At 72.3% G+C, this 24,793-nt stretch carries 28 protein-coding genes; 12 read left to right on the top strand and 16 right to left on the bottom strand.

Annotated elements, in window-relative coordinates; translation table 11 throughout:
* Together ACZ6BG_RS35130 and ACZ6BG_RS35125 are read left to right on the top strand one after the other, a co-directional pair.
* Positions 1-966: an alpha/beta fold hydrolase gene (locus ACZ6BG_RS35130; RefSeq protein ID WP_469009266.1), complete on the top strand. Its 966-nt coding sequence runs from the start codon at positions 1-3 to the stop codon at positions 964-966.
* A gap of 4 nt (positions 967-970) precedes the next feature.
* A complete protein-coding gene (locus tag ACZ6BG_RS35125) occupies positions 971-1,822 on the top strand; it encodes an alpha/beta fold hydrolase (protein ID WP_469009263.1) in 852 nt (283 codons plus the stop codon).
* Here the strand turns inward: ACZ6BG_RS35125 and ACZ6BG_RS35120 are convergent.
* On the bottom strand, positions 1,819-2,574 hold the full coding sequence (locus tag ACZ6BG_RS35120) for a cysteine hydrolase family protein (RefSeq protein ID WP_469009260.1): 756 nt from the start codon (positions 2,572-2,574) through the stop codon (positions 1,819-1,821). The two genes, ACZ6BG_RS35125 and ACZ6BG_RS35120, sit on opposite strands and share 4 nt — an antisense overlap.
* Before the next feature lie 66 nt (positions 2,575-2,640).
* On the opposite strand from ACZ6BG_RS35120, the gene ACZ6BG_RS35115 reads away from it, so the two are divergent.
* The 4 genes from ACZ6BG_RS35115 (at position 2,641) to ACZ6BG_RS35100 (ending at position 5,723) form a co-directional block, all read left to right on the top strand.
* A complete protein-coding gene (locus ACZ6BG_RS35115) occupies positions 2,641-3,156 on the top strand; it encodes a PadR family transcriptional regulator (protein ID WP_469009258.1) in 516 nt (171 codons plus the stop codon).
* A gap of 105 nt (positions 3,157-3,261) precedes the next feature.
* Complete coding sequence (locus tag ACZ6BG_RS35110; RefSeq protein ID WP_469009256.1) at positions 3,262-4,557, top strand: sensor histidine kinase; 1,296 nt, start codon at positions 3,262-3,264, stop codon at positions 4,555-4,557.
* On the top strand, positions 4,521-5,165 hold the full coding sequence (locus tag ACZ6BG_RS35105) for a LuxR C-terminal-related transcriptional regulator (protein ID WP_469009254.1): 645 nt from the start codon (positions 4,521-4,523) through the stop codon (positions 5,163-5,165). Before ACZ6BG_RS35110 ends, ACZ6BG_RS35105 begins: the two co-directional genes overlap by 37 nt.
* A 99-nt stretch (positions 5,166-5,264) precedes the next feature.
* Positions 5,265-5,723 (top strand): hypothetical protein, encoded by a 459-nt coding sequence (locus ACZ6BG_RS35100; protein WP_469009251.1) that lies wholly within the window; start codon positions 5,265-5,267, stop codon positions 5,721-5,723.
* 52 nt (positions 5,724-5,775) lie between these two features.
* Here the strand turns inward: ACZ6BG_RS35100 and ACZ6BG_RS35095 are convergent, their stop codons facing one another.
* Positions 5,776-7,194 carry a hypothetical protein gene (locus ACZ6BG_RS35095; RefSeq protein WP_469009248.1) on the bottom strand — a complete coding sequence of 473 codons (1,419 nt, stop codon included), beginning with the start codon at positions 7,192-7,194 and terminating at the stop codon, positions 5,776-5,778.
* A gap of 144 nt (positions 7,195-7,338) precedes the next feature.
* Positions 7,339-8,028, bottom strand: a complete 690-nt coding sequence (locus ACZ6BG_RS35090) for a TetR/AcrR family transcriptional regulator (RefSeq protein WP_469009244.1) — start codon at positions 8,026-8,028, stop codon at positions 7,339-7,341.
* A 111-nt stretch (positions 8,029-8,139) separates the two neighbouring features.
* On the opposite strand from ACZ6BG_RS35090, the gene ACZ6BG_RS35085 reads away from it, so the two are divergent.
* Positions 8,140-9,102, top strand: a complete 963-nt coding sequence (locus ACZ6BG_RS35085; RefSeq protein ID WP_469009242.1) for a zinc-binding dehydrogenase — start codon at positions 8,140-8,142, stop codon at positions 9,100-9,102.
* Between the two features lie 276 nt (positions 9,103-9,378).
* On the opposite strand, the gene ACZ6BG_RS35080 is transcribed toward ACZ6BG_RS35085, so the two are convergent.
* From ACZ6BG_RS35080 to ACZ6BG_RS35065, 4 genes are read right to left on the bottom strand one after another with little or no spacing between them, the layout of a single operon-like run.
* A complete protein-coding gene (locus ACZ6BG_RS35080; RefSeq protein WP_469009240.1) occupies positions 9,379-10,065 on the bottom strand; it encodes a response regulator in 687 nt (228 codons plus the stop codon).
* Complete coding sequence (locus tag ACZ6BG_RS35075; RefSeq protein WP_469009238.1) at positions 10,062-11,222, bottom strand: sensor histidine kinase; 1,161 nt, start codon at positions 11,220-11,222, stop codon at positions 10,062-10,064. The genes ACZ6BG_RS35080 and ACZ6BG_RS35075 overlap by 4 nt, the downstream gene beginning before the upstream one ends.
* 27 nt (positions 11,223-11,249) lie before the next feature.
* Positions 11,250-12,038 (bottom strand): hypothetical protein, encoded by a 789-nt coding sequence (locus ACZ6BG_RS35070; RefSeq protein ID WP_469009236.1) that lies wholly within the window; start codon positions 12,036-12,038, stop codon positions 11,250-11,252.
* Positions 12,039-12,098: 60 nt separating this feature from the next.
* Positions 12,099-12,278 carry a hypothetical protein gene (locus ACZ6BG_RS35065; RefSeq protein WP_469009234.1) on the bottom strand — a complete coding sequence of 60 codons (180 nt, stop codon included), beginning with the start codon at positions 12,276-12,278 and terminating at the stop codon, positions 12,099-12,101.
* Positions 12,279-12,487: 209 nt separating this feature from the next.
* Between ACZ6BG_RS35065 and ACZ6BG_RS35060 the strand changes: the two genes are divergently transcribed.
* The 3 genes from ACZ6BG_RS35060 to ACZ6BG_RS35050 all read left to right on the top strand — a co-directional run bounded on the left by ACZ6BG_RS35060 (position 12,488) and on the right by ACZ6BG_RS35050 (position 14,663).
* Complete coding sequence (locus ACZ6BG_RS35060) at positions 12,488-13,078, top strand: hypothetical protein (RefSeq protein ID WP_469009231.1); 591 nt, start codon at positions 12,488-12,490, stop codon at positions 13,076-13,078.
* A gap of 37 nt (positions 13,079-13,115) precedes the next feature.
* On the top strand, positions 13,116-13,292 hold the full coding sequence (locus ACZ6BG_RS35055) for a hypothetical protein (RefSeq protein ID WP_469009229.1): 177 nt from the start codon (positions 13,116-13,118) through the stop codon (positions 13,290-13,292).
* A 144-nt stretch (positions 13,293-13,436) separates the two neighbouring features.
* Positions 13,437-14,663, top strand: coding sequence for an RICIN domain-containing protein (locus ACZ6BG_RS35050; protein WP_469009227.1), 1,227 nt, complete (start codon positions 13,437-13,439; stop codon positions 14,661-14,663).
* 12 nt (positions 14,664-14,675) lie between these two features.
* On the opposite strand, the gene ACZ6BG_RS35045 is transcribed toward ACZ6BG_RS35050, so the two are convergent.
* The 3 genes from ACZ6BG_RS35045 to ACZ6BG_RS35035 form a co-directional block, all read right to left on the bottom strand.
* Complete coding sequence (locus ACZ6BG_RS35045; protein ID WP_469009224.1) at positions 14,676-15,662, bottom strand: alpha/beta fold hydrolase; 987 nt, start codon at positions 15,660-15,662, stop codon at positions 14,676-14,678.
* A gap of 107 nt (positions 15,663-15,769) precedes the next feature.
* Positions 15,770-16,420, bottom strand: a complete 651-nt coding sequence (locus ACZ6BG_RS35040) for a class I SAM-dependent DNA methyltransferase (RefSeq protein ID WP_469009223.1) — start codon at positions 16,418-16,420, stop codon at positions 15,770-15,772.
* A 76-nt stretch (positions 16,421-16,496) separates the two neighbouring features.
* A complete protein-coding gene (locus ACZ6BG_RS35035) occupies positions 16,497-17,276 on the bottom strand; it encodes a hypothetical protein (protein WP_469009221.1) in 780 nt (259 codons plus the stop codon).
* Positions 17,277-17,383: 107 nt separating this feature from the next.
* Here ACZ6BG_RS35035 and ACZ6BG_RS35030 point away from each other — a divergent pair, with 107 nt between their 5' ends.
* Entirely contained in the window at positions 17,384-18,076 is a 693-nt protein-coding gene (locus ACZ6BG_RS35030; RefSeq protein WP_469009219.1) for a TetR/AcrR family transcriptional regulator, read from the top strand.
* Positions 18,077-18,136: 60 nt separating this feature from the next.
* On the opposite strand, the gene ACZ6BG_RS35025 is transcribed toward ACZ6BG_RS35030, so the two are convergent.
* From ACZ6BG_RS35025 to ACZ6BG_RS35000, 6 genes are all read right to left on the bottom strand, one after another.
* Positions 18,137-19,357, bottom strand: a complete 1,221-nt coding sequence (locus ACZ6BG_RS35025) for a glycosyltransferase (RefSeq protein ID WP_469009217.1) — start codon at positions 19,355-19,357, stop codon at positions 18,137-18,139.
* Positions 19,358-19,615: 258 nt separating this feature from the next.
* Entirely contained in the window at positions 19,616-21,253 is a 1,638-nt protein-coding gene (locus tag ACZ6BG_RS35020) for an AMP-binding protein (RefSeq protein ID WP_469009215.1), read from the bottom strand.
* Positions 21,254-21,374: 121 nt separating this feature from the next.
* Positions 21,375-22,121, bottom strand: a complete 747-nt coding sequence (locus ACZ6BG_RS35015) for an IclR family transcriptional regulator (RefSeq protein WP_469009213.1) — start codon at positions 22,119-22,121, stop codon at positions 21,375-21,377.
* A 156-nt stretch (positions 22,122-22,277) separates the two neighbouring features.
* The gene (locus ACZ6BG_RS35010; RefSeq protein WP_469009211.1) at positions 22,278-22,655 is read right to left on the bottom strand and encodes a hypothetical protein; all 378 of its coding nucleotides are present in this window, start codon (positions 22,653-22,655) and stop codon (positions 22,278-22,280) included.
* A gap of 56 nt (positions 22,656-22,711) precedes the next feature.
* Complete coding sequence (locus ACZ6BG_RS35005; RefSeq protein ID WP_469009208.1) at positions 22,712-23,056, bottom strand: hypothetical protein; 345 nt, start codon at positions 23,054-23,056, stop codon at positions 22,712-22,714.
* Positions 23,053-23,478 carry a hypothetical protein gene (locus ACZ6BG_RS35000; protein ID WP_469009206.1) on the bottom strand — a complete coding sequence of 142 codons (426 nt, stop codon included), beginning with the start codon at positions 23,476-23,478 and terminating at the stop codon, positions 23,053-23,055. Before ACZ6BG_RS35000 ends, ACZ6BG_RS35005 begins: the two co-directional genes overlap by 4 nt.
* A 144-nt stretch (positions 23,479-23,622) precedes the next feature.
* On the opposite strand from ACZ6BG_RS35000, the gene ACZ6BG_RS34995 reads away from it, so the two are divergent.
* The coding region (locus ACZ6BG_RS34995) for a hypothetical protein (protein WP_469009204.1) at positions 23,623-24,793 on the top strand (1,171 nt) is incomplete at its 3' end.

Raw genomic sequence — 24,793 nt, 5'->3', positions numbered from 1 at the left:
ATGACACCCCAGACACCCCGGACACCCCGGACACCCGTGGCTCAGGACGATTCCCGTACCGAGCCCCGCATCGACGGCTTCAGCTACGACCGGATCCCGGTGAGCGACGACGGCGTCCACCTGAACGCCGCCGTCGGAGGCGATCCGGCCCGCACCCCCGTGGTCCTCCTGCACGGCTTCCCGCAGACCCACCTCATGTGGCGCCACGTGGCCACGGACCTGGCGGCGGACCACCACGTGATCTGCCCGGACCTGCGCGGCTACGGCGCCAGCGACAAACCGGCGGAGGCGGCGGACGGCCAGGCGTACGCCAAGCGGACGATGGCGGCGGACGTGGTCGCGCTGGCCCGGGCCCTCGGGCACGAGCGGTTCGCGCTCGCGGGCCACGACCGGGGCGCGCTGGTGGCGATCCGGGCGGGTCTCGACCATCCGGACGCGGTCACGCACCTGGCGTCCCTCGACGTCCTGCCGACGCTGGACATGTGGGACGTCATGCGCGGCACGTCCGCCGCGATCGGCTTCCACCTGTACTTGATGGCGCAGCCGCCGGGCCTCCCGGAGCGGATGATCTCGGCGGACCCGGACGCGTTCTTCGGCCACTTCCTGGACGTGTGGTCGGCCTCGCCGTGCGCCGTGCCGCCGGACGTGCGGGCGGCGTATCTGCGGGCGTGCCGCGAGGCGGTCCCGTCGATCGTGGCGGACGTCCGCGCGTCGGCGTTCGCGGACGTCGAGCACGACACGGCGGACCGCCTCGCGGGCAACGCGCTGCGGATGCCGGTCACGGTTCTCCAGCAGGACTGGGGCGCGGCGCTCGGCTTCGACGCGGCGGGCCTGTGGCGCAGGTGGGCCCCGGACCTCACGCACCGGACGGTGTCGTGCGGCCACTTCATGGCGGAGGAGGCCCCGAAGGAGGTCACGGCGGCCCTCCGCGACCTCCTCGCCCGCCCGGGCGTGGACCTAGCCTGACCCCATGCCAACGACCCAGCTCAGCAACGGAATCCGCCTCGCGTACGACGACCACGGCGGCCACGGCGATCGCGGGGATCGCGGGGATCGCGGCGGCCACCCGGGCCAGGACATCCCCCTGGTCCTGGTCCACGGCCACCCCTTCGACCGCTCCCTCTGGGACCCGCAGGTCGCCGCCCTCTCCGGCACGCGCCGCGTGATCACCTTCGACCTGCGCGGCTACGGGGCCTCCGCCGCCGCCTCCTCGGGTGAAGCCAACGCCCCCGTCACCGACTTCGGCGACTTCGCCCACGACCTCCTGTCCCTCCTGGACCACCTGGGCGTGGCGCGCTGCGCGCTCGGCGGGGTGTCGATGGGCGGCCAGATCGTGATGGACGCCTACGCCCGCTTCCCGGAGCGGATAGCGGGGGTGCTGCTCGCCGACACGTCCCCGGCTACGGACACGGAGGCGGGGAAGGCGTTCCGCCGGGAGACGGCGGAGCGGCTGCTCGCCGAGGGCATGAAGGGGTACGCGGAGGAGGTGCTGCACAAGATGGCGGCGCCGTACAACGAGGAGGCCGCCGCGCATGTGCTCCGCATGATGCTGGCGGCCCCGCCGGAGGGCGCGGCGGCCGCCCTGCGCGCCCGCGCCGAGCGCCCCGACTACCGGCCGGTGCTGCCGGACGTCACCGTCCCGGCCCTGGTGGTCGTGGGCCGGGACGACACGTACACGCCGGTCGCGGACGCGGAGGCGATGCACGCGGCGCTGCCCGACTCGCGGCTGTGCGTGATCGAGCGGGCGGCGCACCTGCCGAACCTGGAGCGGCCGCAGGAGTTCAACGCGGCGGTACGGGACTGGCTGGCCCGCCTCGGCTAGGCGGGCGTTCCCGGGGCGACGGCACGGGCGGCACCGGCAGCACCGGCAGCACCGGCAGAGCCGACTGCCCCGGCGGCCCCGGCGGCCCCGGCGGCCAGCCGGGCCGCGATCTCCTCGGCCGTCAGGACGAGCCCGAACCCCTTCCGCAGCACGGCGAGTTCCGGTTCCTGCCGGGACTCGTCGTCGGTCGCGGTGACGTCCGCGCCGAAGACGACGTGGTAGCCGCGTTCGTAGGCCTGGCGGGCCGTGGTGCCGCAGCAGTAGTTGGTGAGGGTGCCCGTGACGACGACGGTGTCACGGCCGAGGTTGCGGAGCATCGTGTCGAGCGGGGTGTCGTAGAACGCGCCGTAGGACGGCTTGCGGATGACGGGCTCGTCGGGGCGGCGGCCCAGCGGGGCCCACACCTCGGCGGGGCCAGGGCGGCGCCAGCCGGTGTCGCCGTGCGGGAGTGCGGCGAGGGCGCGCGGCCGGTCGAGGCCGAGGTGGGTGTCGTCGAAGATGGTCCAGACGACGGGGACGGCCGCGGCCCGGCACGCCTCGACGAGGCCGTGCAGCCGGGGCACCATGCGGGTCGCGGCCGGCACCCAGTAGGGGCTCCAGCCCGGCCGTACGAACTCGTCCTGCATGTCGATGACCAGCAGCGCGGTGCGTTCGGCCCGTATGTCGAAGGTGGCCCGGCCGTGCGCGTAGGCGTCCCGCGCCCGCGCGGTCACCCATTCCTCGGTGTACTCCATGCCCACGCCCTCACCCATGCCCACACCCCTCACTTCCGATACCTCGATCCGAGGTACCTCGATTCGATGTGCGAGACTAGCACCATGCTCGAACTCGCGATCCTGGGTTTCCTGGCCGACGGCCCCCTGCACGGCTATGAACTGCGGCGCCGGATCGCGCACTTGTCGGGCCACAGCCGCCCGGTCAGCGACGGCAGCCTCTACCCGGCGATCAACCGCCTGGTCGCGGCGGGGCTGCTGGCCCGCCGCACCGAGCCGGGTGCCTCGGCGGCCCGCCGCCACACCCTGAGCCTCACGGACGAGGGCCGCGCCGACCTCGTACGCCGCCTGCGGGAACCAACCGACCTGGACATCAGCGACGGCGGCCGGTTCTTCACGGTCCTGGCGTTCCTGTCCCACCTGCCCGGCACCGCCGACCAGCACGCGGTGCTGCGCCGCCGCCTCGCGTTCCTGGAGGAGCCCGCGAGCTTCTTCCACGACGGGGACCGCCCGCTGGCGGCCGAGGACACCGAGGACACGTACCGCAGGGGCATGCTCACGATCGCGCGGGCCACGAGCCGGGCCGAGCGGGCCTGGCTGCGCGAGGTCCTCGGCGACTGACGGGCGCCGGGCCGTCGCCACGGAAGTGGTGGCCACGGAAGTCGTCGCCGAAGAGGGGAGTTTTTACCACTGCCTTCCGGCCACGCGGCTTTCGATAATGCGTACATGAAGAGCACACGACAGAACACCGACGCGGCCCGGGGCGGTCTCAAGGCCTTCCGCCGCTCCCTGACCCTGTGGTTCCTGGCCCACCGCGCGATGTGCCTGTCGCTGTGGATCGGCGTCGTGTGGTCGACGCTGCGCGGCCCGGTGGGCCTGAAGCTCCTGCCGGGCACGGTGCGCAGGGTGCGGGCCCTGGCGGACAGGGAGCGGGCGTACGCGGCGCGCTGGTCGGGCGTCGAGATCCCCGCGGTGTACCCGGAGCTGCCCGCGTCCGGCGCGGAGCGGGCGAAGGCGCTGCGGTCCCAGTTGCTCGACAAGGGCAACCAGGTGCACCGGGACTGGCGCTGGGTGCACGTGCACGCGTTCGTGGGCGGTGCCATCGCCTTCGGCCCCCTGGCCCTGGCCCTCACCGGCGTCTGGGGGATCTGGACGGCGGCGATGGGCACGGAGCTGCCCGCCGAGTGGGACAGCCTGTGGTTCCTGTTCATCCCGGTCGGCGACCCGGCGACGGCGGCCCTGGCGGGCGTGCTCGGCACCGCGCTGCTTCCCCTGTCGGTGTTCTGGGCGGCCCCGTTCGCGCTGCGCCTGCACGGCCGCTATCTGAACCTGCTGCTCGCGCCCAGCGAGGCCGAGCTGCTCGCCGCCCGCGTGGAGCACCTGAAGACGACCCGGTCGGACGCCGTGGACACCCAGATGTCGGAGATCCGCCGCATCGAGCGGGACCTGCACGACGGCGCGCAGGCACGCCTCGTGGCGATGGGCATGACCCTGAACGCCGCCGAGCACCTCCTGGAGACCAACCCGGACGCCGTCCGCGACCTCCTCGTCGAGGCCCGCCAGTCCTCCACGGCGGCCCTCAAGGAACTCCGTGACCTGGTCAAGGGCATCCACCCGCCGATCCTCGCGGACCGCGGTCTCGCCGATGCCGTACGCTCCCTCGCGATGATCAGCCCCCTGCGCACCGAGGTCGTCATCGACCTCCCCGCCCGCCCCGAACCGCCCGTCGAGTCGGCGATGTACTTCGCGATGGCGGAGATCCTCACGAACGCGGCCAAGCACTCCGGGGCCGAGCGCTGCTGGATCGACCTGCGGTACGAGGCCGGGGCGCTGCGGGCGTCCGTCGTGGACGACGGGCAGGGCGGCGCGGACGTGTCCGCGGGAACCGGACTGCGCGGTGTCGAGCGGCGTCTCGCCCACTTCGACGGTGTCCTCGCCGTGAGCAGTCCGCCGGGCGGCCCGACCCAGATGACGATGGAGCTGCCGTGCGAGTTGTCCTCGCCGAAGACCACTTCCTTCTGAGGGACGGGGTCACCCGCCTCCTTGAGGCCTTCGGCCACGAGGTCCTGGCCGCCGTCGACACCGGCCCCCTCCTCCACGAGGCGCTGACGTCCCTGCGCCCCGACGTCGCGGTGGTCGACGTCCGCCTCCCCCCGTCGTTCAGCGACGAGGGCCTGCGCGCGGCGGTCTCGGCCCGGACGGAGGTGCCCGGCCTTCCGGTCCTGCTCCTCTCCCAGTACGTCGAGCCTTTGTACGCCCACGAGTTGCTGGCCACGGGCTCCGAGGGTGTCGGCTACATCCTCAAGGAACGCGTCTCCGACGGCGCCGAGTTCATCGCGACGATCGAGCGGGTCGCGGCCGGCGGCACGGCGATGGACCCCGAGGTGGTGTCCAAACTCGTCACCGGCAAGTCACGGGACGAGCCCCTGAACTCCCTCACCCCGCGCGAGCGCGAGGTCCTGGAGTGCCTGGCCCAGGGCCTGTCCAACGCGGGCATCGCGGAGGCCCTCTTCGTCACGGAGAAGGCGGTGGCCAAGCACGTCGGCAACATCTTCCTGAAGCTGCAACTCCCGCCGACGGAGTCGGCGAACCGCCGAGTTCTCGCGGTGCTCGCGTACCTGGACCGCTAGCGCGTCGACCGCGCGATGCGGGGATGCGGGGATGCGGGGATGCGGGGATGCACTACCGTGTCCCCCATCCCTGAGGATGACCACCCGGAGGCTGACTCCATGGCCGAGTTGATCAGCCGCGAGGAAGTGCCCGTCGAAGTCGACTACTACGGCCTCGCCCTTGAGGACTGGGACGACAGTCAGGTACCCGTTCTCTTCCCCGACGGGTGGGAAGCCGGGCCCTTCGTGCAAGCACGCACCGGGCGTCTGGACTTCACCAGTGCAGGACACACGCACACCGCGACGATGACGATCGAGGTCTGGGACCAGGAACCTGCTGCGCCGACTGGCGACTGGGAAGAATCCGCCCTCGCTCAGATCACCAGCACATCGGGGCAACTTCGCGCGTCTGCCGTCGCGAGCGGCCCGATGCTCGACCCCATCCACCTGTCTGACGGGGCAGGTAGCTGGACTGTGCGGGCCGTATGCCGAGGCCGAGCCGACGTCGAAGTCCAGGCACAGGACGAGGCAGTTGAAGGCGTGGAGCAGTATCTGCTGCAGTTCTGGCCGCAGGCCTGACACTGCAGGCCGGGAGAGGGCGACCCAGCACCCGCCCCCGGCCTGGAACCGGCTATGACGTGATCTTGACCAAGAACCCATCATCCAGACCGTCGAGCAAACGGTTCTTCTGGTAGTACTGACCGAGTAGCGTTCCCGCAGCCCTATTTGACTTCTTGTCCAGCGCTTTCACGCTGAAATTCTTCGGGTGCACACGGTGATCATATTTTGAAGCAGCTGACCCCTCATAGGTGGTTTTGAAGGGAAACTCGTCGCACTCCCCCTTTCCACCCTCGGTGTAATTGTCGCCAAAATACTTCTTGCAGTTGTACCGCGACTTTCTATAGTTCTCTTTCATTCGATTCTTGTCCTTGAAAAGGCGCGTCAGCGGTTCACCCGCGTTCCGCCCTGGCAGCTTCTTCCCGCTGTACGGCGGCTGTGTGCGGCCGGGGTTCGTGAACGCCAGCTTGATGTGCTTCGCCACATCCTTTTCGGGTGCGCTGCTCGCAGTGCTGTACTTCAGCGCAGTTGACACGCTGAATATCGCCGCGCCCTTCGCGCTGTTCGGGAGATACTTGGCCTTGTCCCAGCGCGGCGGCAGCATGAAAAGGTCACCGCCGACGGGGTCCACCTCCCCCCACCCGGGCGGAGCAGTCGCCTTGATGGTGGGCTGATAGACAGCGGAAATGTTGTCGTCCGAACCGTTGCCCTGCCCCGCGGCCGCATACACCGTGTGCTTGAACTTCCCGCCGTTCAGAAGCTGGGCCCAGGTCCGTTTCACCGGCATGGACGTGCCCACCCCGCCGTGCTTGTAGCGCACGCGAGCCGGCCAACTCTTCGCGATCTTCGCACTGGTGCTGATCCGCATGCCCGGCGCATTGTGCACGCCCGTCGCCACGAAATTGGTGAAGTGGTAGACGACAGTCATCGTGCGGCTGTACTTCGGAATCGTCCCGATGGCCAGCACCGTGAACGAACTCGCGCCGACCGGCCGACCACCGCGCAGCCACACCGTCTTGAACGTGTTGCCCGAACACACCGCGAACCGCGACCTGATGTAGAACTTCTTGCCCGCCAGCCCACCGGCGCACTGCTGGGGAGTCATCGTGTGCGCCGGCTCCGGCAACGAAACCGCTGCCGCCGACACGCCACCCCTGCCCCTTGCCTCAGCCCCGTCCTCCCCTTCCATCGCCGAGTCCGCACCGGCCCGCGGCAGCGCCTCCCGCGCCGGCCCGACCGTCTCCCGCGGCAACGCCCCTTGCGTCGACCGTTCCTCTTGAGAAGCGCGCAGACGCTCAACGGCTCCCGGCTTCCTCAACTCGTCGAGGTCCGGCAGCTCGCCGCCGACCGGCCCGACGGTCGTCATGACCTCCTGCTCCGGCTCCTCAGACCCTTGAGCGCTCTCCAGCGGAGCGACCACCGCCGCCAACAGCGCAGGTATCAGCACCGCCGACAGGCGCAGACGTGATCTGCGCGTCCCGATTCTCTGCACAAGCCCCCCTCAGCACGTGAGCCGAAACCACCCCACGTGGCACGGCCGAACACACGTACCAGGGGGGGTTCATCGTCCCGAGAGGCGGCACAACGTGACTGGCGCGATTGCGACTGAGAATGGCGAAGGGGCGCGGTCGAACCCTCACGAACCGTCAACGGTCATGCCCTGGAGGAGCGCCGCCCGTCCAACGGATCCCGGATCTTCCCTGGGCGAGTGCGTGGGGCACAGGCGCGGAGGCGGAGGCAGGGGGGTGGGGGCTTGCGTCTCGGGGTGGGCACGGAAGGCGTCGATCATGTAGGTGGCGAAGCGGCGGGAGGCTGTGAGGCGGGTGGCGGGCGGGGCGTGCTGGATGCCCTGGTGGGCCATCAGCAGCAGCATCAGGTCGTCGACGACGAAGCCGGGGCGCAGGTGGCCGGTGGCCTGGGCGCGGCGGGACAGGTCGGCGACGGCGCGCAGCGTCCGCTGCCGGTCCGCGGCGAAGTCGTCGGCCTCGGGGTAGGCCGTCATGAACGCGTCGGCGAACCCCCGGCTGCGGGCGTGGAGTTCGCAGATCTCCTGGATCAGGTACTGGAATCCGCGCCACGCGTCCGGGTCCGCGAGGGCGTCCCGGACGATCGCGTGGCAGACGCGCCGCTGCTCGGCGTAGGTCTCGATGATCAGGTCCCGCTTGGTCGGGAAGTGCCGGTAGAGCGTGGCGGGGCCCACGCCCGCGTGCCGGGCGACCACGCGCATGGGTGCGCCCAGGCCGTCCTCGCTGAACACGACGCGGGCGGCGTCCAGGATGCGGGCCCGGTTGTCCCGGGCGTCGGAGCGAGTCAAACGGTCAGTCATGGCGTCTCACTTCGGCTGAACGGACGGGGGCGTCCGTTACGTTCCGAAGGCGGTGGCACCACCCGCGTGGTGGCCCCGTATCCGTGCCTTCACCGACCCCTGGGAGCTGGGATGAAAGCCGTCGTGATCAAGGAGTTCGGGACCGCCGACGGTCTTGAGGTGGTCGATCTGCCCGTGCCGGATCCGGCTCCGGGGCAGGTGCGGGTCGCCGTCGAGGCGGTCGGGGTCGGCGGCGTGGACGCCGTGATCCGCCGGGGAACGCTCGGCGACTTCGGCTTCCGGGAGGGCCATCTCCTCGGCAGCGAGGTCACGGGGCGCGTGACCTCGCTGGGAGAGGGCGTGGACGACTCGTGGCTGGGGCGGCGCGTGTGGGCGTTCACCGGCCTGTCCGGCGGGTACGCCGAGCAGGCTGTCGCCGACGTCGACGAGGTGGTCGAGCTGCCCGACGGCCTGAGCGGCGTCGACGCGGTGACGCTCGGCAACTCCGGCCTCGTCGCCCACTTCGCCCTGGAGCGCGCCGGGTTCACGCCCGGCGAGACGGTCCTCGTGCGCGGCGCGGCGGGCAGCATCGGGATCACCGCCGTCCAGCTCGCCGCCCGGGGCGGGGCGGGCGCGGTGGCCGTCACCACCTCGTCGCCGGAGCGCGGGGCGCGCCTGCGGGAGCTGGGCGCGACGCACGTCCTCGACCGCGAGGGCGAGGGTGGCTCCGACGCGCCCAAGGGCTATGACGTGGTGATCGATCTGGCGGCGGGCGCCCACCTCCCCCTCTTCGTGGACAAGTTGAACGCCAACGGCCGCTTCATGGCCGTCGGCCTCATCGCCGGGTTCCCGCCGCCCGACTTCGGCACCCGCCTGCTCGCCGCCTTCCGCAGCTCGGTCACGTACGCCACGTTGAGCCTCGACACGGTGCCCGTCGCGGCCAAGCAGGCGGCACGCTCGGCCCAGTTCGCCGACGCCGCACGCGGGGACCTGCGCACAGTCGTGCACGAGGTGCTGCCGCTGGACCAGGCGGCGCGGGCCCATCGGGGGATGGACGAGGGGCGGGTGTTCGGGAGGGTGGTGCTGGTGCCCTGAACGGGCCGGGGCGCCGGGGCCGACGGCGCGAGGAGTCCACTGCGGGACCCGGACCGCACGGAGTCGGACAGCCGGACCTCACGGAATCCGACAGCCTGACTTCACGGAGTCGGCACCGAGGTCAGGGGCCCCGTGGCGGGGCCGGTGCGGTCCGGTACGCCGTGCGGGGCCAGGAGTCGCTCGCCCTGGCCAGGCGCCCCGGGACCTCCGGCGTCCGAGCTCCGCCTCGGCACCACCGACGACGCCAAGTGCCGCCGGACAATCACGCCATCACAGTCACACCCCACGCCGACGGTCGCCTACGAGCCCGGTCTCGTAGGCGACGATCACAAGCTGGGCGCGGTCGCGTGCGTGCAGTTTGGCGAGGAGGCGACCGATGTGGGTCTTGACCGTGGCCGGGCTCAGGTGGAGGTGTTGGGTGATCTCTGTGTTGGACAGGCCGCGGGCGATCAGTCCGAGAACCTCCAGCTCACGGTTGGTGATCGCGTCCAGCGATCGGCTCGGCGGTCGGGTCGGCTCTGGGCGGCGGGCGAACTCCCCGATCAGGCGGCGGGTCACAGAGGGAGCGAGCAGTGCCTCGCCTGCGGCGACCACGCCGATGGCGGTGAGGACCTCGGTCGGCGGGGTGTCCTTCAGCAGAAAGCCCGCGGCGCCGGCGCGCAGGGCGGCGTAGACGTACTCGTCCAAGTCGAAGGTGGTGAGGATGAGGACGCGAACGCCGGACAGGGCCGGGTCCGAGCAGATCTGCCGGGTCGCCTCAATGCCGTCCAGGTTCGGCATGCGTACGTCCATCAGCACGACGTCCGGTCGTTCGCGGCGGGCGAGTTCGACGGCCTCCATGCCGTCTGCTGCCTCACCCGCGGCGGTCATGCCGGGCGTGTGGTCGACAAGGGTGCGGAAGCTGCCGCGCACCATTGCCTGGTCGTCGGCGATCAGCACCCGGACCTGTGGCTCGTCAATCATGCTTGTTGCTTCCCTTCGGCGGGCAGCCGGACCGACACCGCGAAGCCGCCCTCCTGCCGGGGCCCCGCCTCGAAGCTGCCGCCGTACATCATCGCCCTCTCCCGCATCCCCAGGAGACCGTGTCCACCTGGCAGTGGACGGCTGGCCGGTGGGCATCCGGGCGGTGGTCCCTCATCCTCGACATCGATGCGGATCTCGCACGTGTCCGCCTCGACCGTGACCCGGCAGCGGGTGGGAGCAGCGTGCCGGACAGCGTTGGTGAGGGCCTCCTGGACAATCCGGTAGATGGTCAGCTGTGTCCCCTCGGCCAGGCTCTGCGTGCCGCGCACCGTCAAGTCGACGTCCACCCCTGCCCGGTTCGTCTCCGCAGCGAGCGAGCCGAGGCGGTCGAGGTCCGGCACAGGCCCCAGGGGTGCGCCTTCGGTGCGCAGTACGCCGAGCGTGCGCCGCATCTCGGCCAGTGCGGAACGGCTTGTCTCCTCGATGACCTTGAGCGCGGCCCGCGCCTCCTGCGGGTCGGCCTCCGCCACATGCCCGGCAATACCCGCCTTGACGGCGATCAGGCTGAGGTTGTGCGAGACGATGTCGTGCAGCTCCCGGGCGATCCGCAGGCGCTCCTCGTCCAGCGCGCGCTCCGCCCGGCGCTGCTCTTCCCGCCCGGATTCGACCCGCCGACCACGCACGGCGAATCCCGCGCCCCAGGCCCCGCCGATCACCACCAGTACCAGCGCGGCCACGCCTGCGGCACCCTGCCTGTCCTCAGCGGGAGTGACCACCGCCTGGCAGAGGTAGACAGTGCCACACGCCACCGGCAGCGTCACCGCGAGCGCGAGCACGGACCGGCGGACGGGCTCGGCCAGCCCGACGAGGTATGCCGCCAGACCGGCGGCGATGTGCGGCTCGCGAGGGATGTCGAGGAGCGACGCCGCAGTCAGAGCAGCGAGTACGGTCCCCAGCACCGGGAGCGGCCAACGGCGGCGTACGGCGATCGGCAGGCCGACCGCGGCGGCGATCAGAAAGCCCAGCCAGGCAGGACCTGTGTAGGCGGGCTGGCCGTCGTCGGCGGTCAACCGGGCGAAGCCGACGTACATGGCTGTCAGAGCCAGGGCCGCGCCGAGGTCGAGGGCGTAGAGGTGACGCTGCCCCTTGAGCTTCATGGCCCGACCGTACCTGTACGGGTGCACTCAGCCGGCCTGTCCGAGCAGCACCATCAGCCCGAGCACCACCAGGGTCAGCGGCACCCAGCACAGCACCGCCTTGCCGCTAGGACGGGGCCCTTCACGCAGCAGCGCCAGGCCCAGCGGCACCAGCCCGACGCACAGGCCGACCAAGGCCACCAGGGACAGCGGCGTGGTCCCCTTGAGTACTCCGAGAGGCAGTGCCGCCATGAGGCCGAGTGCGGTGGCGCGGACCGGGCCGAGCACCCGGGTGCGCCAGGCCCCGAGGGCCAGGATGAGCCACCCCCCGAGGATGGCGACGTTCAGCGCGGCGAAGACGTGGAAGGCGCCGTAGCCGTCGGAGACCGCCTCGGTGGCAGCATCGACTCCTTGGGAGCGCACCAGTTGAAAGGCCAGGTGGTCCACTCCTGCATGGAACGCGCGGGCGAACAGCCCGAACATCACCAGGCCCCCGCCCCACAGGCTCCAGCTGGCGCTCCGGACCCCGATCCGTGCGGCCACCACCGCCACCGCGGGCCAGAGCAACAGGCTGCCTGCGGCAAAGAGGCCGTACGCGGTGGCCATCAGGGTGGGGTGCTGCTCGTACGCGGCGAGCTGATCGGGGTAGAAGAAGTGAAAGCGGACCCGCAGCAACGCGCCGGCCAGCATCAGGAGTGGTCCGAGCACCATGGCGGTGCCGCCCACCCAGCGTCCGGGGAAGCCTGTGCCCTCCAGTCGCTCCACAGGCAGCGCGCCACGCAGTCGGGCGCCGATCGTCGCGGCCGGGGCAGCCATGGATGTCGTCGTGTTTTTCATACTGTTGACGATGCCTTCGCCGCCCCTGCTGGGCGTCGGACCAAGATCTGAACTGCAGCGTCAGACCTGGGTATGACCCGCCGAGCGCCGGAACTGCCCAACCCACCAGGCCCGCACGCTCAACTCCTCCTGCGTGAGCCCCGCCCCCTCCCTCCGCGCGCGCAGCCCCGCCCCCTCCCTCCGCGCGCGCAGCCCCTCCCCGTACCGCAGCCGGGACTCCGGACTGTCCTCGATGGCCATCGCAACACCCTCCCGTGCCAGCACAGTTGTCAAGCCCTGCCTACTGGCGAGGCCAGCCGTGGCCGCTTCACCCAGGCGACGATCCGCGTGGGCGACCTGCGGGCGGCGACGCCGGTCGAGGAGAACGAGATGCGGACGTGGCGGCAGCGGAAGGCGGAGCTTTACGGGAACGGCTGGTAGGCGGCGCACCCGCCTCGTACGCTGTCGGCGTGACGACCGAGGGAGCAGTCCGAGGCTCGGGCTTCTACACGCCGAGCAACGTCGTCATCACGGCTGCGCACAAGCTGTCGGACGACCTCTGGGACCGCTACGACGTCGTCCCCGTGCTGAACGGTCAACACCGCCTCAGCTCCCTCTTCTCGCTGCTGTCCGCGACTCTCCGCTTCCACGAGTACCTGGAGAGCCGACCGGACGACGCCGAGTGGGAGCTGCGCGGGACGATCGCGCGGACGGCCGAGCAGGACACCCTCCTGCCGCAGGCCGCGGCGCCGTCGCTGCACGGCGCCCGTGACCTGTTCCGCGGGGCGGACAGGGCGGTGTTCGCCGAGGAGGCACGCCGCCTGGCCGACTCGGCGCGCGCCCTCATCGCCCTGCTCCGCGAGGACTTGGCGCAAGCGCTCGGGCCCGGCGACTACGAGTACGTGGGCGCCGTCCCGAGACACGACCGCTCCCCGTGCGGCGTGGTCCGTCTGGCCACGCCCACGATCCCGCGCGCGCCGGGACAGCCGAACTCCCCATCGATCACCACTCGATGGGGCGTCTCGGCTGCGCGCCCCCTGGGAGAGGCACACGCGGCGTAGCCGACACGCCCCCGGCTCCGGCTGGGAAGGCCACTGAATGTCTCCGCTCGACCTGCTCGACCTGCTTCCGGGCGCGCCTTGGTGGGCGATCTGGCTCCTCGTTCTCCTGCTGGTGCTCACGGGGTGCGTCACACGCGTCGCCAAAGCCTTCCTGCCGCCCCCGGCAGACCGGGGCCAGTGGTGGCGCGACTTCTGGAACCGCCGCGACCGGTGACTTCACCCCCGTCGTCCGGCCCAGAGTCGTTGAGGGGTGAATAACGGCTGAAACCGGTCCGTATCGGGATCACGGTCCCCGCTCCTAGGCTGACCGCTGCGCACCGCCGGTGCGTGTGCGACCCGACGTTCCGGGAGGTTGACCGTGGCAGCGCAGCCAGGCCAGTCAGCAGTGTCCGAGGGCATCTACCTCATCAAGAACGAGGCGAGCGGACTGTACGCGGGGGTGCAGCCGGGAGGAGGCGCCAAGCAGGGCGCCAAGGTCGTACTGGAGGCGCTGCACGCCGAAGGGGTGGAGCGGCACCGGCAGTTCTGGCATCTGAAGCCGCACAGCGCGCGCGAGGGCGCGTGGACGTTGCAGAACGTCCACAGCACGCTGCGCATGGACATCATGGTGAACCGGAGCCGCGCGGGCGCGGCGGTGCAGCAGTGCCCGCCGGAGTCGCGGGACGACCTGCTGGTCACGCAGTTGTGGCGGCCGGAGCGGATCAGCGACGACGTCTTCTCGTGGGTGAACGTGAACAGCGGCAAGCACCTCGCGGTGCGCGGCGAGCGGCAGGAGCCGGGCGCCGAACTGGAGCAGGGGGAGCCGAAGACGGAGGAGGGGCGCGGCACGCAGGCGTGGCGCCTGGAGCCCGTGCCCGCGCGGGGCGAGGCGAAGGCGTTCGACGCGCTGACCGCGCGGATCGTCTCGCCGGGCACCTTCTCCACGCCCGCGAACGTCCTTGCCTCGGCGGTCAAGGGCATCCTCGACGTCGGCGGCGGCGTCTTCGAGACGATGGCCAAGACCGTCCCGGACCCGCGGGCGCCGTATCTGCGCTTCGACGGCTTCCGCGGCGACGAGTTCATCCGCTTCTCGCCCCGCCTCGGCATCGAGTCCGGGCCGAAGAAGACCAGCGAACAGTTCCATCGGCTCCCGCACGGGTTCCCGTCCCCCGAGGCGGACGTCATCAACACCCGTAAGGGCAGCCCCTACACGCACGCCGCCGTGCTCGACCACGACATCCGGGAGTTCTCGGAGCGGACGGCGGCCGACGCGGGCATGGTGCTTCCGGCGAGCCTCCAGGGTGAACGCGTCAGGGCGGTCACCGCCGCCGACCCCAAGGGCGACCGGCTCGTGTACTTCCTTGAGAGCCATGCGGTGCTCACGCTGCTCGACGAACCCGAGTACACGCAGAAGTTCACGCTGGCGCACGCGCCCGGCGAGTTCCTGACCGACCTCGACACCGCCACGTCCGCCCCCTTCGACGACGCCATGCACTACTTCCTGCTCAAGGGCGACGAGTTCGTGATCGTGAGCGAGGGGAAGCTGGTGCAGGGGCCGACGAAGCTGACGGACGCCTACCCCTTCCTCAAGGGGGTGTGGCTGTAGCGCGCGGCCGGGTCACACCACGGCCCGCAGCCAGCTCACCAGGATCCCGTTGACCTCCTCGGCCCGCTCCTGCTGCACCCAGTGCCCACAGCCCTTGAGGACGTGGGACGCGGCGAGGCCGGGGAGCGTCACGGCGTACGCGTCGAGGGCGGCGGACAGCCACTGGAGGGACGGGTCCAACTCGCCCGCGACGAACAGGGACGGCTGCGTGAGGGCCGCCCCGTCCCACGCCGCCAGGTCCGCCCAGTCGCGGTCCATGTTGCGGTACCTGCCCAGCGGCCCGGTCATGCCTCCCCGCTCGAACTCGGCCGCGTACACGTCCAGTTCCTCGTCGGACAGCCACTCCGGGAGCCGGCCTCCCTTCGGGAAGCGGTCGGACATCCGGCCGCCCTTCGGCACGAAGTGCAGGCTCGGCGCGTCCGGCGGCGGCATCGTGTCGCCGGACAGGGCCGTGTAGAAGCCCCGGATCCAGCCGCGCACGTCCGGCTCCATCTCGGCCTCGGCGCGGCCCGGCTCCTGGAAGTGGCTGACGTAGAAGTCCTCGTCGCCGGGGATCGCGGCGAACGCCTCGGTGGGCCGTGGGCCGCCCCGGGGCGCGTACGGCACGCTCATCAGGGCGGCCGCGCGGAAGACGTCCGGGCGAAGGAGAGCGGAGTTCGCCGCGATGGGCGAGCCCCAGTCGTGGCCGACGATCACGGCGGTCTCCTCGCCGAGCGCGCGGACGACGCCCACGTTGTCGGCGACGTGCGCGAGCATCCCGTACGCCGCCGTGTCGCGCGGCTTCGACGAGCGGCCGTACCCGCGCACGTCGATCGCCACCGCGCGGTATCCGGCCTCCGCAAGGGCCGGGAGCTGCCGCCGCCACGAATACCAGGTCTCCGGGAAGCCGTGCACCAGGAGGACCAGCGGGCCGGAGCCCTGTTCCACGGCGTGGATGCGGATGCCGGGGCTCTCGGGCAGCTCCAGCAGGCGGTGCTTCACATCGAGTGCGTCGGTCATGGTCATGGCTCCTCCGGATGTGCGGGGCTGCTCGTCACGAGTCTGTACGGGGGCGGGGCGGGCGCCGAGGTTTTTTGCCGGTTCGGCAAACCGCGCCGCCGGGCGGCCTACGCGCGGGGCTTCGCCGCCAGGAGGTGCGCGTGCTGCGTCCGCTCCCCCTCGTACGGCTCCCGGAGCAGATGGCCGTTCGGCGCGAACCCGGCCTCCCGGAGCTGCTCCGTGATCCGCTCGGGCCGCCAGCGCTGGAAGTCCAGGTCCACGTCGTGGCCGAAGGCCTCGTCGAAGTGGCGCAGGTCGTCGCCCACTTGGAAGCCGAGCAGGAGCTGGCCGCCGGGAGCGAGGACGCGGTGGAACTCGGCGAAGACCTTCGGCAGGTCGGCCGGCGGGATGTGGATCGTCGAGTACCACGCGACCACCCCGCCCAGCTCCCCGTCCGGCAGGTCGAGCGCCGTCATCGAGCCGACCTCGAACGGCAGGTGCGGATACTTGGCGCGGGCCAGCGCCAGCATGCCCGGCGACAGGTCGATCCCCCGCATCCGCAGCCCCAGGGAGCTGAGGATGGCGCTCACCTCGCCGGTGCCGCAGCCGACGTCGGCCACCGTGCCCCCGCCCGCGTCCCGCACCAGCTCGGCGTAGGCCGTGAACATCGCCCGCGCCAGCGGCCAGTTGTCCAACTCGCCGCGCCACTCCTTCTCGACGGCCTCGGCGATGGCGTCGTACGACGTCCGGGTCTTGATCAAGTACGCGTCTTCACCCATGCCGGGACGCTACTCGGACCCACTGACAACGCCCCTCGGGCGGACGCCTCCCCGGCGGACGTCCGCCCCTGCCCCCTCAGACCTCCTGCGCCGCCACCGACGGCAGCGGGAGCAGCGGCGCCGACGGGTACGCCGAGGGCGCGCCGCCCGCGAGGCGGGACTTCGGCAGCCACAGGGAGAGAATCCGGCTCGACCGGTCGAAGTACCGCTCCGGGGCGAGGGACTCGGGGAGCAGCGCGCCGAGGGACGGCATGGCCTCCAGGTCGGCCGGGGTCATCCGGGTGGCCACGGTGTGCAGGCCGATGAGCCGCTGCTCCGGCTGGTGCAGCAGCCACACGGCGGCGAGCCCCCGCGCCTCGGCCTCGTCCCGGAGCGTCCCCCACGCCCGCTCCAAGGCCGCTTCCCCGTCGCCCTCGTACCGGAACCGCTCGAATCGGCTCACGTGATGCGCGTCCAGGGGCAGGAAGTTGTGCGCCCCCGCGACCCGCCACACGAACCGCTCCACGTCCAGGAAGAACGGGCGGCTCCAGAACTTCACGCCCGGCTCGAACTCCAGCTCCTGGCTGGTGAACCGCTCGTACTCGACGACGTCCGCCCACGTCTCGAACAGATACCGGCCGCCCGTGTAGTGCCGCCCCGCCGCCTCGTCGATGCGGCTCGGCATGTACTTCGCGTACATGCCGGGCCGTACGTCCATGACGCGCCGCTCCACCTCCTGCTTGTCCACGATGTCCTGCACGTCCGCCGCGCCGATGCCCGCCGCCAGCGGGAAGTCCGACGTGAACGCTGCCGCCATCGGGATCGGGCCGATGTCGTAGCCCTTGATCGGACCGGGTCCGTACGTGTGCGTGGTCATGCCGCACCCCTTCGCTGCCGCTGGTTTCCGGATGTGCCAGGACCATAACTCGAACATCGGCCAATTTCCAAACACTGTTCAACCTTTGCTCGCCGTACTATGGAGCCATGCCTGCAGCCAGCCGCCGCGAGCGCCACCGCGCCCAGACCACCGCCGAGATCAAGGCGACCGCCCTGAAACACCTGGTGGAGGAGGGCGCGGAGGCCGTGGCCCTGCGGGGCATCGCCCGCGACATGGGCATGGCGCCCGGCACCTTCTACAGCTACTTCGACACCCGCGAGGCCCTCCTCGCGGCGCTTGCGACGGATGCGTACCGGGACCTGGCCGCGCACCTTCGCGCGGCCCGCGAGGCGCATCCGGCAGGGGATGCGGGTGCGCGGGCCCTGGCCCACGGGCTCGCGTACCGGGCGTGGGCGCTCACGCATCCGCAGGAGTTCCGGTTGTTGTTCAGCGGGCGGGGCCGGGCGCCGCGCGCGGACACCGTCGAGAGCGCCGAGGCGGAGTACGAGCTGTGCCTCGGGATCGTGGAGATCGCGGCGACAGCTCGGCCTGCCGAGGGCGGCAGCAGCGGTGGCAGTGCCTACGCCTGGGGCGACTTCGACCCGGCGTTCACCGCTGTCGCCCGCGCCGCCTTCCCCGGCCTCACCCCGGCCGTGCTCGCCCTGTCGCTGCGGGTGTGGGGGCGGATGCACGGGCTCGTGACGCTGGAGATCGACGGGCTGCTGCGGCCGCAGATCGGTGATCCGGCGGTGCTTTATGGGGATGAACTGCGGGATCTGGTGCGGGGGTTGGGGCTCTGAGGCCCGGGGAGGCCGGGCGGGGCTCGTACGGCTGGTGCGGTCGGGCGGGCCTCGTGCGGGTCACCTGAGGCCGAGGACCAGCTTCGCCGCCACCGCCGCCCCGTCGTCGCTGATCGCCGCCGCCACGGCCGCCGCCCGCTCCCCGGTCGCGGGGGCCAGCGCCGTCCCCAGCGCCGCCGACAGGGACGCGAACGTCGGCGTCGGCCCGTCGTGCGCCACTCCGATGCCCAACTCGGCCACCCGGCCCGCCCAGTACGGCTGGTCCGTCGCCTGCGGCACGACCACCTGGGGGCCGCCCGCGCGGGCGGCCGTCGTCGTCGTACCCGCGCCGCCGTGGTGCACGACGGCCGCGACCCTGCGGAACAGCGCCTGCTGGTTGACCTCGCCCACGACGAAGCAGTCGTCCTGGTCGTCGATCAGGTCCAGGTCGGCCCAGCCGCGCCGGATCAGAACACGGCGGCCCTGTGCGCGTACCGCCTCGATGGCCACCCGGGCGACATCGTCCGAGCCGTGCATCGGCATGCTGCCGAAGCCCACGTACACCGGGGGCGCGCCCGCCTCCAGGAACGCCGACAGCCCGTCCGGGAGCGGGCGTTCGTCCGGCAGGAGCCACGCGCCGGTCTGCACGACGTCGAAGCCGAAGCCCGCGCCCTCGGCGGTGCGCCAGGGATCGAGGACCGGGTCCGTCGCCAGCCACGGCCGGTCGCCGATGACGTAGTCGCGGACGTCGGCCACCGGGGGCAGGCCGATCGACGCCCGGTTGGAGTTGACCGCCTCGCCGAACAGGGCGTTGATGCTGCGGGCGTCCAGGTCCCACAGTGCCCGGTTGTCGGTCACCTCCGGCGGGAACGGGCGGCCCGGGTACGCCAGCGGCGCGTGATGCGGCGACGGCAGCGTGAGCTGCTGGAACGTCACCGACACGGACGGAATCCCCAGCTTCTCCGCCACCGACCGCGCACCCGCCACCGCGGGCACCATGCCGGTCGCCACCAGCGCGTCGCACCCCTCGGCCGCCGCCGTGACCGCGTCGAGCTGGCTCGCGATCAGCTCGGCCGCGCGCTCCGGCAGGGACTTCGGCTGCCGCGCCGCCGTCGTCAGCTCCCGCGCCGACTTCCCGACCGGCACCATCTCCACCCCGACACCGGCGAGGCGCTGCGCGAACTCCTCGTCCGGCGGCGCGCACACCCGTACCTCCGCGCCCTGTTCCCGCAGCCGCACCGCGAGCCCCACCAGCGGCTCGACGTCCCCACGCGACCCGTACGTCGAAAGCACCACACGCATGCCGCCGCTCCCCATGCCGCCACTCCCCATGTCCGCTCCCCAAGTCCGCGGTTGCCGTCCTCGGCGGGCGATTCTGCGGCACCACGGGGGCCTTGCCGCAAGCCCCCCGGTGGGCTATACGTTGAGAGTGGCGGGGAGAGGGTGCCCGCCTTTTTCTGTGCCCGGCCAGCGCCCGGCCCGCCGCGCAGGCCCCAGAGCCGACTGCCGGACGGGCCTCAGAGCCGCCTCCCGGACAGGGCTCAGGCGGCCGACCGCCGCTCAGGCGCCGGACACCGGTCCCGCCGCCGCGTCGGGGCGGATCTCGCGGCGCAGCACCTTCCCCGCCTCCGACCTCGGCACCCGCTCCCTGAACTCGATCACGCGCGGCACCTTGAACCCGGCGAGCGCGCCCCGGCAGTGCGCGGCGAGGCGGTCGGCGAACGCGTCGTCGCCCGGTATCCCCGGCTCGGGCTGCACGACCGCGGCGACCCGCTGCCCCCACTCCGCGTCCGGCACCCCGACCACGGCCACGTCCGCGACGTCCGGGTGCGCGATCAGGACGGCCTCGACCTCCGCCGGGTACACGTTCACACCCCCGGAGATGATCAGGTCGGTGCGCCGGTCCCGCAGGTACAGCCAGCCGTCCTCGTCGACGTACCCCTCGTCGCCCGCCGTGAAGTACCCGGCCCGCATGGACCGTTCGGTCTTCTCGGCGTCCTTGTGGTACGCGAACGGCACTGCGGGCCGGAAGTACACCCCGCCGGTCTCCCCGGCCGCGACCGGCCGCCCGTCCCCGTCCAGGATCCGCACGTCCGTGGCCGCGAGGGGCCGTCCCACGGTGCCGGGCCTGGCCAGCCAGTCCGCGCTGTCCGCTGCGGAGACCCCGCCCTCGGTGGCGGCGTAGAACTCGTACAGGACCGGTCCGAGCCAGTCGATGGCGCGCCGCTTCACCTCGGGCGGGCAGGGCGCGGCGCCGTGCACGACGGCGCTCAGGCTCGACACGTCGTACCGCCCGCGCGCCTCGGCGGGCAGCCGGAGGAGGCGGTGCAGCACCGTCGGCACCGCGAACAGCGCGTCGACGCGATGCCGGTCGATCAGCTCCAGCCAGTCCTCCGTGCGCGGCCGTTCGGCGATCACGGCCGTGTGCCCGAGCTGCATCGCCATGTTCGCGAACAGGCCCGGCGCCGCGTGGTACAGCGGCGCGGCGCACAACTGCGTGTACGCCCCCGGGCGCACGCCGACGCGCGCCATGAAGTCCAGCTCGTACGGGCTCGGCCCCGGCGGCGCGTCGGACAGCGCGCGGCGGACGGCCTTGGGGCGGCCGGTGGTGCCGGAGGTGTAGAGCATGACGCCGCCGGCGCGGGGATGCGGGGGCGGGGTGGTGGGGGCGGTGGCGAGGAGGGCTTCGTAGTCGGTCCAGCCCTGGGGTGGTTCCGGGGACGGGGCCGGGTGGGCTTCCGGCGACGGTTCCGGGCGCGCTTCCCGGGGCTGCCCTCGGGGTGCCCGCCCGGCCCCCCACACCAGGCGCCGCTCCGCCGGGATCCCCGCCTCGTCCAGCGCGGGCCCCGCCACGTCCAGCAGCGACGCGTCCACGACCACCACCCGTGCCTCGCTGTCGGTGAGCACATGCGTCACCTCGGCAGTGGTGAAGTGGTGGCTGAACGGCGTGAAGTACAGGCCCGACCGGCCGGTGGCGAGCCGCAGTTCGAAGAAGGCGCGGCTGTTGGGCAGCATCGCGGCGACACAGTCCCCCGGCCGCAGCCCGAGCCCGGCGAGAGCGTGCGCGAGCCGGTGCACGCGGGCGGCCAGTTCTCCGTACGAGAGGGTGGTGCCGTCGGGCTCGACGAGGGCGGGCCGGTCGGGGTGCGCGGCGGCGACCGCGCCGAAGCCGATCTCCGTACCCGCCCCTGCGCCCATGTCCGCCCCCTCGCGCTGCCGTCCTGTGTCCCTTGCGCATCGTAAGCAGCGGGGCGTCACGTTGGCATCAGTGCGCCGGTCTGGCGTGCGCTGACCTGCCGTGCTCTGGCCCGGCGTGCGCTCAGGTCCGGAGTCCGTACGGGAGTCGCTGCATGGTGGAGCTGAGCATGCGGGCGCTGCGCCGCGCGACCTCCGTGGTGTGCGCGAGGCGGCGCGGGTCGGGCACGGCCACGCCCACGGCGGCGATGATCTCGCCGGAGGCGGCGTGCACGGGCACCGCGAGGCAGAGCCGTTCGCCGCCCCATTCGTACTGGTGGAGGTCGAGGCCCTGCTCACGGGCCGCGCGCAGGCGCCGGGCCCAGTGGTTCGGGGTGTGGCCGGGCGGCGGGGGCGGGGGCCTGCGCGCGGACGGGGGCGACCCCGGCGCCGCGAAGACGACGTCGGCCGCGCTGTCGGGCGGGAGGGGCTGCCCGGGCAGGTGCGGGAAGAACTCCCGGGCGGCCGCCGCGATCCCGGTCACGACCGTCATGCGCCCACCGGACGGGATGGCGACGCACACGGTGGCCCGGGTCTCCAGGGCGAGGCGCCGCAACGACACCGCCGCGCTCCGCTCCAGCAGCCGGTGCCCGGTCCACGACCGGCCGAGGCGCGCGATGGTCGCGCCGACGCGGTAGCGGCCGTCGTGCTGTTCCACGGCGCCCAGTTCGACGAGTTGCCCCAACAGCCGGTACACGGTGGTCTTCGGCAGCCCGGTGCCCGCCGCCAGCTCGCTCAGCCCGGCCTCGTCGACCCTGGCCAACTCCTCCAGGAGCACGAACGCCCCCGCAAGCACGCCCCGTCCACCCGCAGAACCGCCCTCAGCGCCCACGCCGCACACGTTAGGCGCGGACGGAACGGCACCTGGAGTACCAGACAAGCCGTATTCCTCCGGAATCGACCGACCGCCGCCCCACCCTGGACTGGCACGCCGAAGGCCCCCGCGGTGAGGCGGGGGCCTTCTCCCATCAGCCGGTACCGGCCTCGACTACGGGTTGACGATGAAGTAGTCGATGGGCACGCCGAGCGGGCTGCCCCAGTCGATGTGGACGCGCACGGAGATGACGCCGTTGTCGGGCGCCACGTTGTACACCAAGTAGCGCGCTGCGCCGATGAACTTGCCGCCGCCGCCCGTCGGTTCGCTCACCGACACGAACACGCGCGTGTTGGCGGTGAAGGTGGAACTCGTGAGGTTGAAGCGCACGAACCCGTTCCACGCGCCCCAGTCGTGCCGGTAGGTGTAGCCGCGGCCCGACAGGTCCTGCGGGCTCACCTTGCCCGCCTGCCCGATGGCCCGGATCTCCGATTCCTCAAGCTTGGCCTCGACGACCTGCTCGGGCCCGTGCGGCGTCTGCTGCGCTGCCATGTCGCTCCCCCCTCGCCACCCGCCGTCCCCGGCGAGCGCCGAATCACGCGGATTTCCTACGCGTTCGAGGCTGCCCGGGGGCGCGGAGCCCCGGCAAGCGTTGTTCCGCTGACCGGACCGGTCCCACGAGGCACAGCCCGGCGACGACCGCGTACAGCCACACCACCGCCCAGCGCGTCGAGGCGGAGCGGGTCGTACGGCATGGAGTGGCGCGCGCCCGACGCGGTGATGATCTCCATCCTGGGCCTGCGGCCGGTGCCGAACTCCGGGTGGGGCGCCTGGAAGAGGTGGATGCGGTGGGTGTCGGTGTAGCCGAACACCCCAAGGACGCGGCCGTCGAAGGAGAGCAGGACGGAGTCGGTCACGAACACTTCGTGGAATTCGTACGGTGGTGCCGTCACGTCGTCTCACCGTCCCCGGCGTAGAGGTAGCCGCCGGGACGGGCCGGGTCGGCGATCAGCAGCACCTGGTCCCCGGTGCGCGGGATCCTCAGCTTGGACACGATGGTCTGGAGCGCGATCCGGTCGGTGTCGGTTCCCGACGGCTGCAGGACCAGGTCGACGACCGGGTCGAAGTTGACCAGCTTGCCGGTGTCGCTGACCGACACGACGACAGCGGGCGTCGTCGGCGCCCCCATGGCGAGCAACTGCCGCGCGGTGGCGGCGGAGTTGTGTGCCCCGATCGACTGCTGGACCCTGGCGAAGTCCTCGCCGCCGAGGAACGCGCGCGTCGTACGGCCGTAGAAGCCCTTGCCGCCGGCCACCTTCCCGGCGATCTCGGCGGCCCTCTCCTCGCGGGTCTTGCGCTTTCCGAAGAGTCCCATGGTGTGCCTTCCCCCTCTGGTGCGGGCTCTGGTGCTGGTGACCGGTGGTGCTGCCCGGCGTCGTCGAGGGGAACGCTAGGGCGCGGTCTTCGCCTACCGATCCCAGGTTCGACCGTCTGTTCCCCGACGACGTAATCTCGGGCCATGCCGTCCGCGAGCACGCTGCCGAGCGACGGGCACCGTCCGCGTGCCATGGTCATCGACAGGGCTTGGCGTGGGATCGAGGCCGGGGCGGAGCCCGGGGCGGCGGCGGGCCTTGCGTCGCTGAGCGGGCCCGGGGGCGCGCCATTGACCCGGACGGTCAAGCTCATCGTGCTGCCGCTGATCGTCAGGCCCGCGCTGCGCCCGGAGCTGGCGGCCGACTTCCTCGGCCCGCGCGAGGCCGACCGCCTCGACGCGCTGATCCGGGAGTCCGGTGCGCTGCTCGCGGCGACCGCACAGTGGTTCACGCTGCTCAAGAAGACCCGCCGGGCGCTCGGGATCGTCGCGGGCAACCCCCAAGACCTGTACTTCCAGCGCTGCTTCGAGCTGGCGACCGAGTACGGGACGCCCTCGGGTGACGCGGGTGCCGTGGCCAGGGGTGTGGTCGAGGAGATAGCGGAGGCGGGCGGCGGGCGGACGGTGGGGGCGTTGAAGGAGCATCTGGAGGATGAGGGCCGGCGGGCCCGGCTCGACGGGGAGTTGGCTGCGGCTTGGGGGGCGGCGGGGCGGGCGGGGGCTGGCGGGTCGGACGCTGGTGTGGGTGCGGGCGTGGGTGCGGGTGTGGGCGTGGATGTGGGCCTGGGTGCTGCGGTCGGCTTGGCGGGTGAGGTTCTGGAGGCCTGTGGTGCGGGTGGCTCCGGCGGGCGCCAGGGCGCGGGCCCGCTCCCGGGGGAAGGCTCGTCGGCCTTCGCGGCCATGGTCGAGGGCGAGCACGGCAGCCTGCTCGGGCGGGCGCTGTGGACGTACACGAGCGGTGTCTGGGGGCGTGGCGACGTACCGACGCATCTGGGGCTGACCGCGCACCGGACACCGCCGCGCCCGGAGGTCGGCCGGAGCGCGTCGACCGCGACGCTCCCCGCACCGCTCGACCGCACGCTCTTCGAGCGGCTCTTCACCGTCCTCCATACGTCGACGCACCGCGAGGAACTGCCGACGGTGCCGGAGCTCGTGCGGCGGGAGGTCGGCCGCAGCTGCGCTCCGCTCGGCCTGTACGACGAGAGCCTGCGGGTGGCCGTCGTCCTCGGGGGGCGGCTTGCGGTGGGGTTGGATCCGCTGGGGTGCGGGGGTGGGGGGTCGGGGGGAGCTTCCGGAGCGGGGGGAGCTTCCGGAGCGG

The sequence above is a fragment of the Streptomyces sp. NPDC041205 genome, from assembly GCF_055591765.1.
This window is presented reverse-complemented; position numbering and strand designations above follow the sequence as displayed.

What these genes read in the sequence shown, in the direction of transcription:
- ACZ6BG_RS35075 (WP_469009238.1), bottom strand. Translation starts at nt 11,222, where the DNA reads ATGAAGCTCAAGGGGCAGCGTCACCTCTACGCCCTCGACCTCGGCGCG.
- ACZ6BG_RS35010 (WP_469009211.1), bottom strand. Translation starts at nt 22,655, where the DNA reads ATGGCAGCGCAGCAGACGCCGCACGGGCCCGAGCAGGTCGTCGAGGCC.
- ACZ6BG_RS35040 (WP_469009223.1), bottom strand. Translation starts at nt 16,420, where the DNA reads ATGGGTGAAGACGCGTACTTGATCAAGACCCGGACGTCGTACGACGCC.
- ACZ6BG_RS35065 (WP_469009234.1), bottom strand. Translation starts at nt 12,278, where the DNA reads ATGGCCATCGAGGACAGTCCGGAGTCCCGGCTGCGGTACGGGGAGGGG.
- ACZ6BG_RS35130 (WP_469009266.1), top strand. Translation starts at nt 1, where the DNA reads ATGACACCCCAGACACCCCGGACACCCCGGACACCCGTGGCTCAGGAC.
- ACZ6BG_RS35100 (WP_469009251.1), top strand. Translation starts at nt 5,265, where the DNA reads ATGGCCGAGTTGATCAGCCGCGAGGAAGTGCCCGTCGAAGTCGACTAC.
- ACZ6BG_RS35035 (WP_469009221.1), bottom strand. Translation starts at nt 17,276, where the DNA reads ATGACCACGCACACGTACGGACCCGGTCCGATCAAGGGCTACGACATC.
- ACZ6BG_RS35000 (WP_469009206.1), bottom strand. Translation starts at nt 23,478, where the DNA reads ATGGGACTCTTCGGAAAGCGCAAGACCCGCGAGGAGAGGGCCGCCGAG.
- ACZ6BG_RS35120 (WP_469009260.1), bottom strand. Translation starts at nt 2,574, where the DNA reads ATGGGTGAGGGCGTGGGCATGGAGTACACCGAGGAATGGGTGACCGCG.
- ACZ6BG_RS35025 (WP_469009217.1), bottom strand. Translation starts at nt 19,357, where the DNA reads ATGCGTGTGGTGCTTTCGACGTACGGGTCGCGTGGGGACGTCGAGCCG.
- ACZ6BG_RS35125 (WP_469009263.1), top strand. Translation starts at nt 971, where the DNA reads ATGCCAACGACCCAGCTCAGCAACGGAATCCGCCTCGCGTACGACGAC.
- ACZ6BG_RS35020 (WP_469009215.1), bottom strand. Translation starts at nt 21,253, where the DNA reads ATGGGCGCAGGGGCGGGTACGGAGATCGGCTTCGGCGCGGTCGCCGCC.
- ACZ6BG_RS35080 (WP_469009240.1), bottom strand. Translation starts at nt 10,065, where the DNA reads ATGATTGACGAGCCACAGGTCCGGGTGCTGATCGCCGACGACCAGGCA.
- ACZ6BG_RS35090 (WP_469009244.1), bottom strand. Translation starts at nt 8,028, where the DNA reads ATGACTGACCGTTTGACTCGCTCCGACGCCCGGGACAACCGGGCCCGC.
- ACZ6BG_RS35030 (WP_469009219.1), top strand. Translation starts at nt 17,384, where the DNA reads ATGCCTGCAGCCAGCCGCCGCGAGCGCCACCGCGCCCAGACCACCGCC.
- ACZ6BG_RS35115 (WP_469009258.1), top strand. Translation starts at nt 2,641, where the DNA reads ATGCTCGAACTCGCGATCCTGGGTTTCCTGGCCGACGGCCCCCTGCAC.
- ACZ6BG_RS35085 (WP_469009242.1), top strand. Translation starts at nt 8,140, where the DNA reads ATGAAAGCCGTCGTGATCAAGGAGTTCGGGACCGCCGACGGTCTTGAG.
- ACZ6BG_RS35045 (WP_469009224.1), bottom strand. Translation starts at nt 15,662, where the DNA reads ATGACCGACGCACTCGATGTGAAGCACCGCCTGCTGGAGCTGCCCGAG.
- ACZ6BG_RS35070 (WP_469009236.1), bottom strand. Translation starts at nt 12,038, where the DNA reads ATGAAAAACACGACGACATCCATGGCTGCCCCGGCCGCGACGATCGGC.
- ACZ6BG_RS35110 (WP_469009256.1), top strand. Translation starts at nt 3,262, where the DNA reads ATGAAGAGCACACGACAGAACACCGACGCGGCCCGGGGCGGTCTCAAG.
- ACZ6BG_RS35055 (WP_469009229.1), top strand. Translation starts at nt 13,116, where the DNA reads ATGTCTCCGCTCGACCTGCTCGACCTGCTTCCGGGCGCGCCTTGGTGG.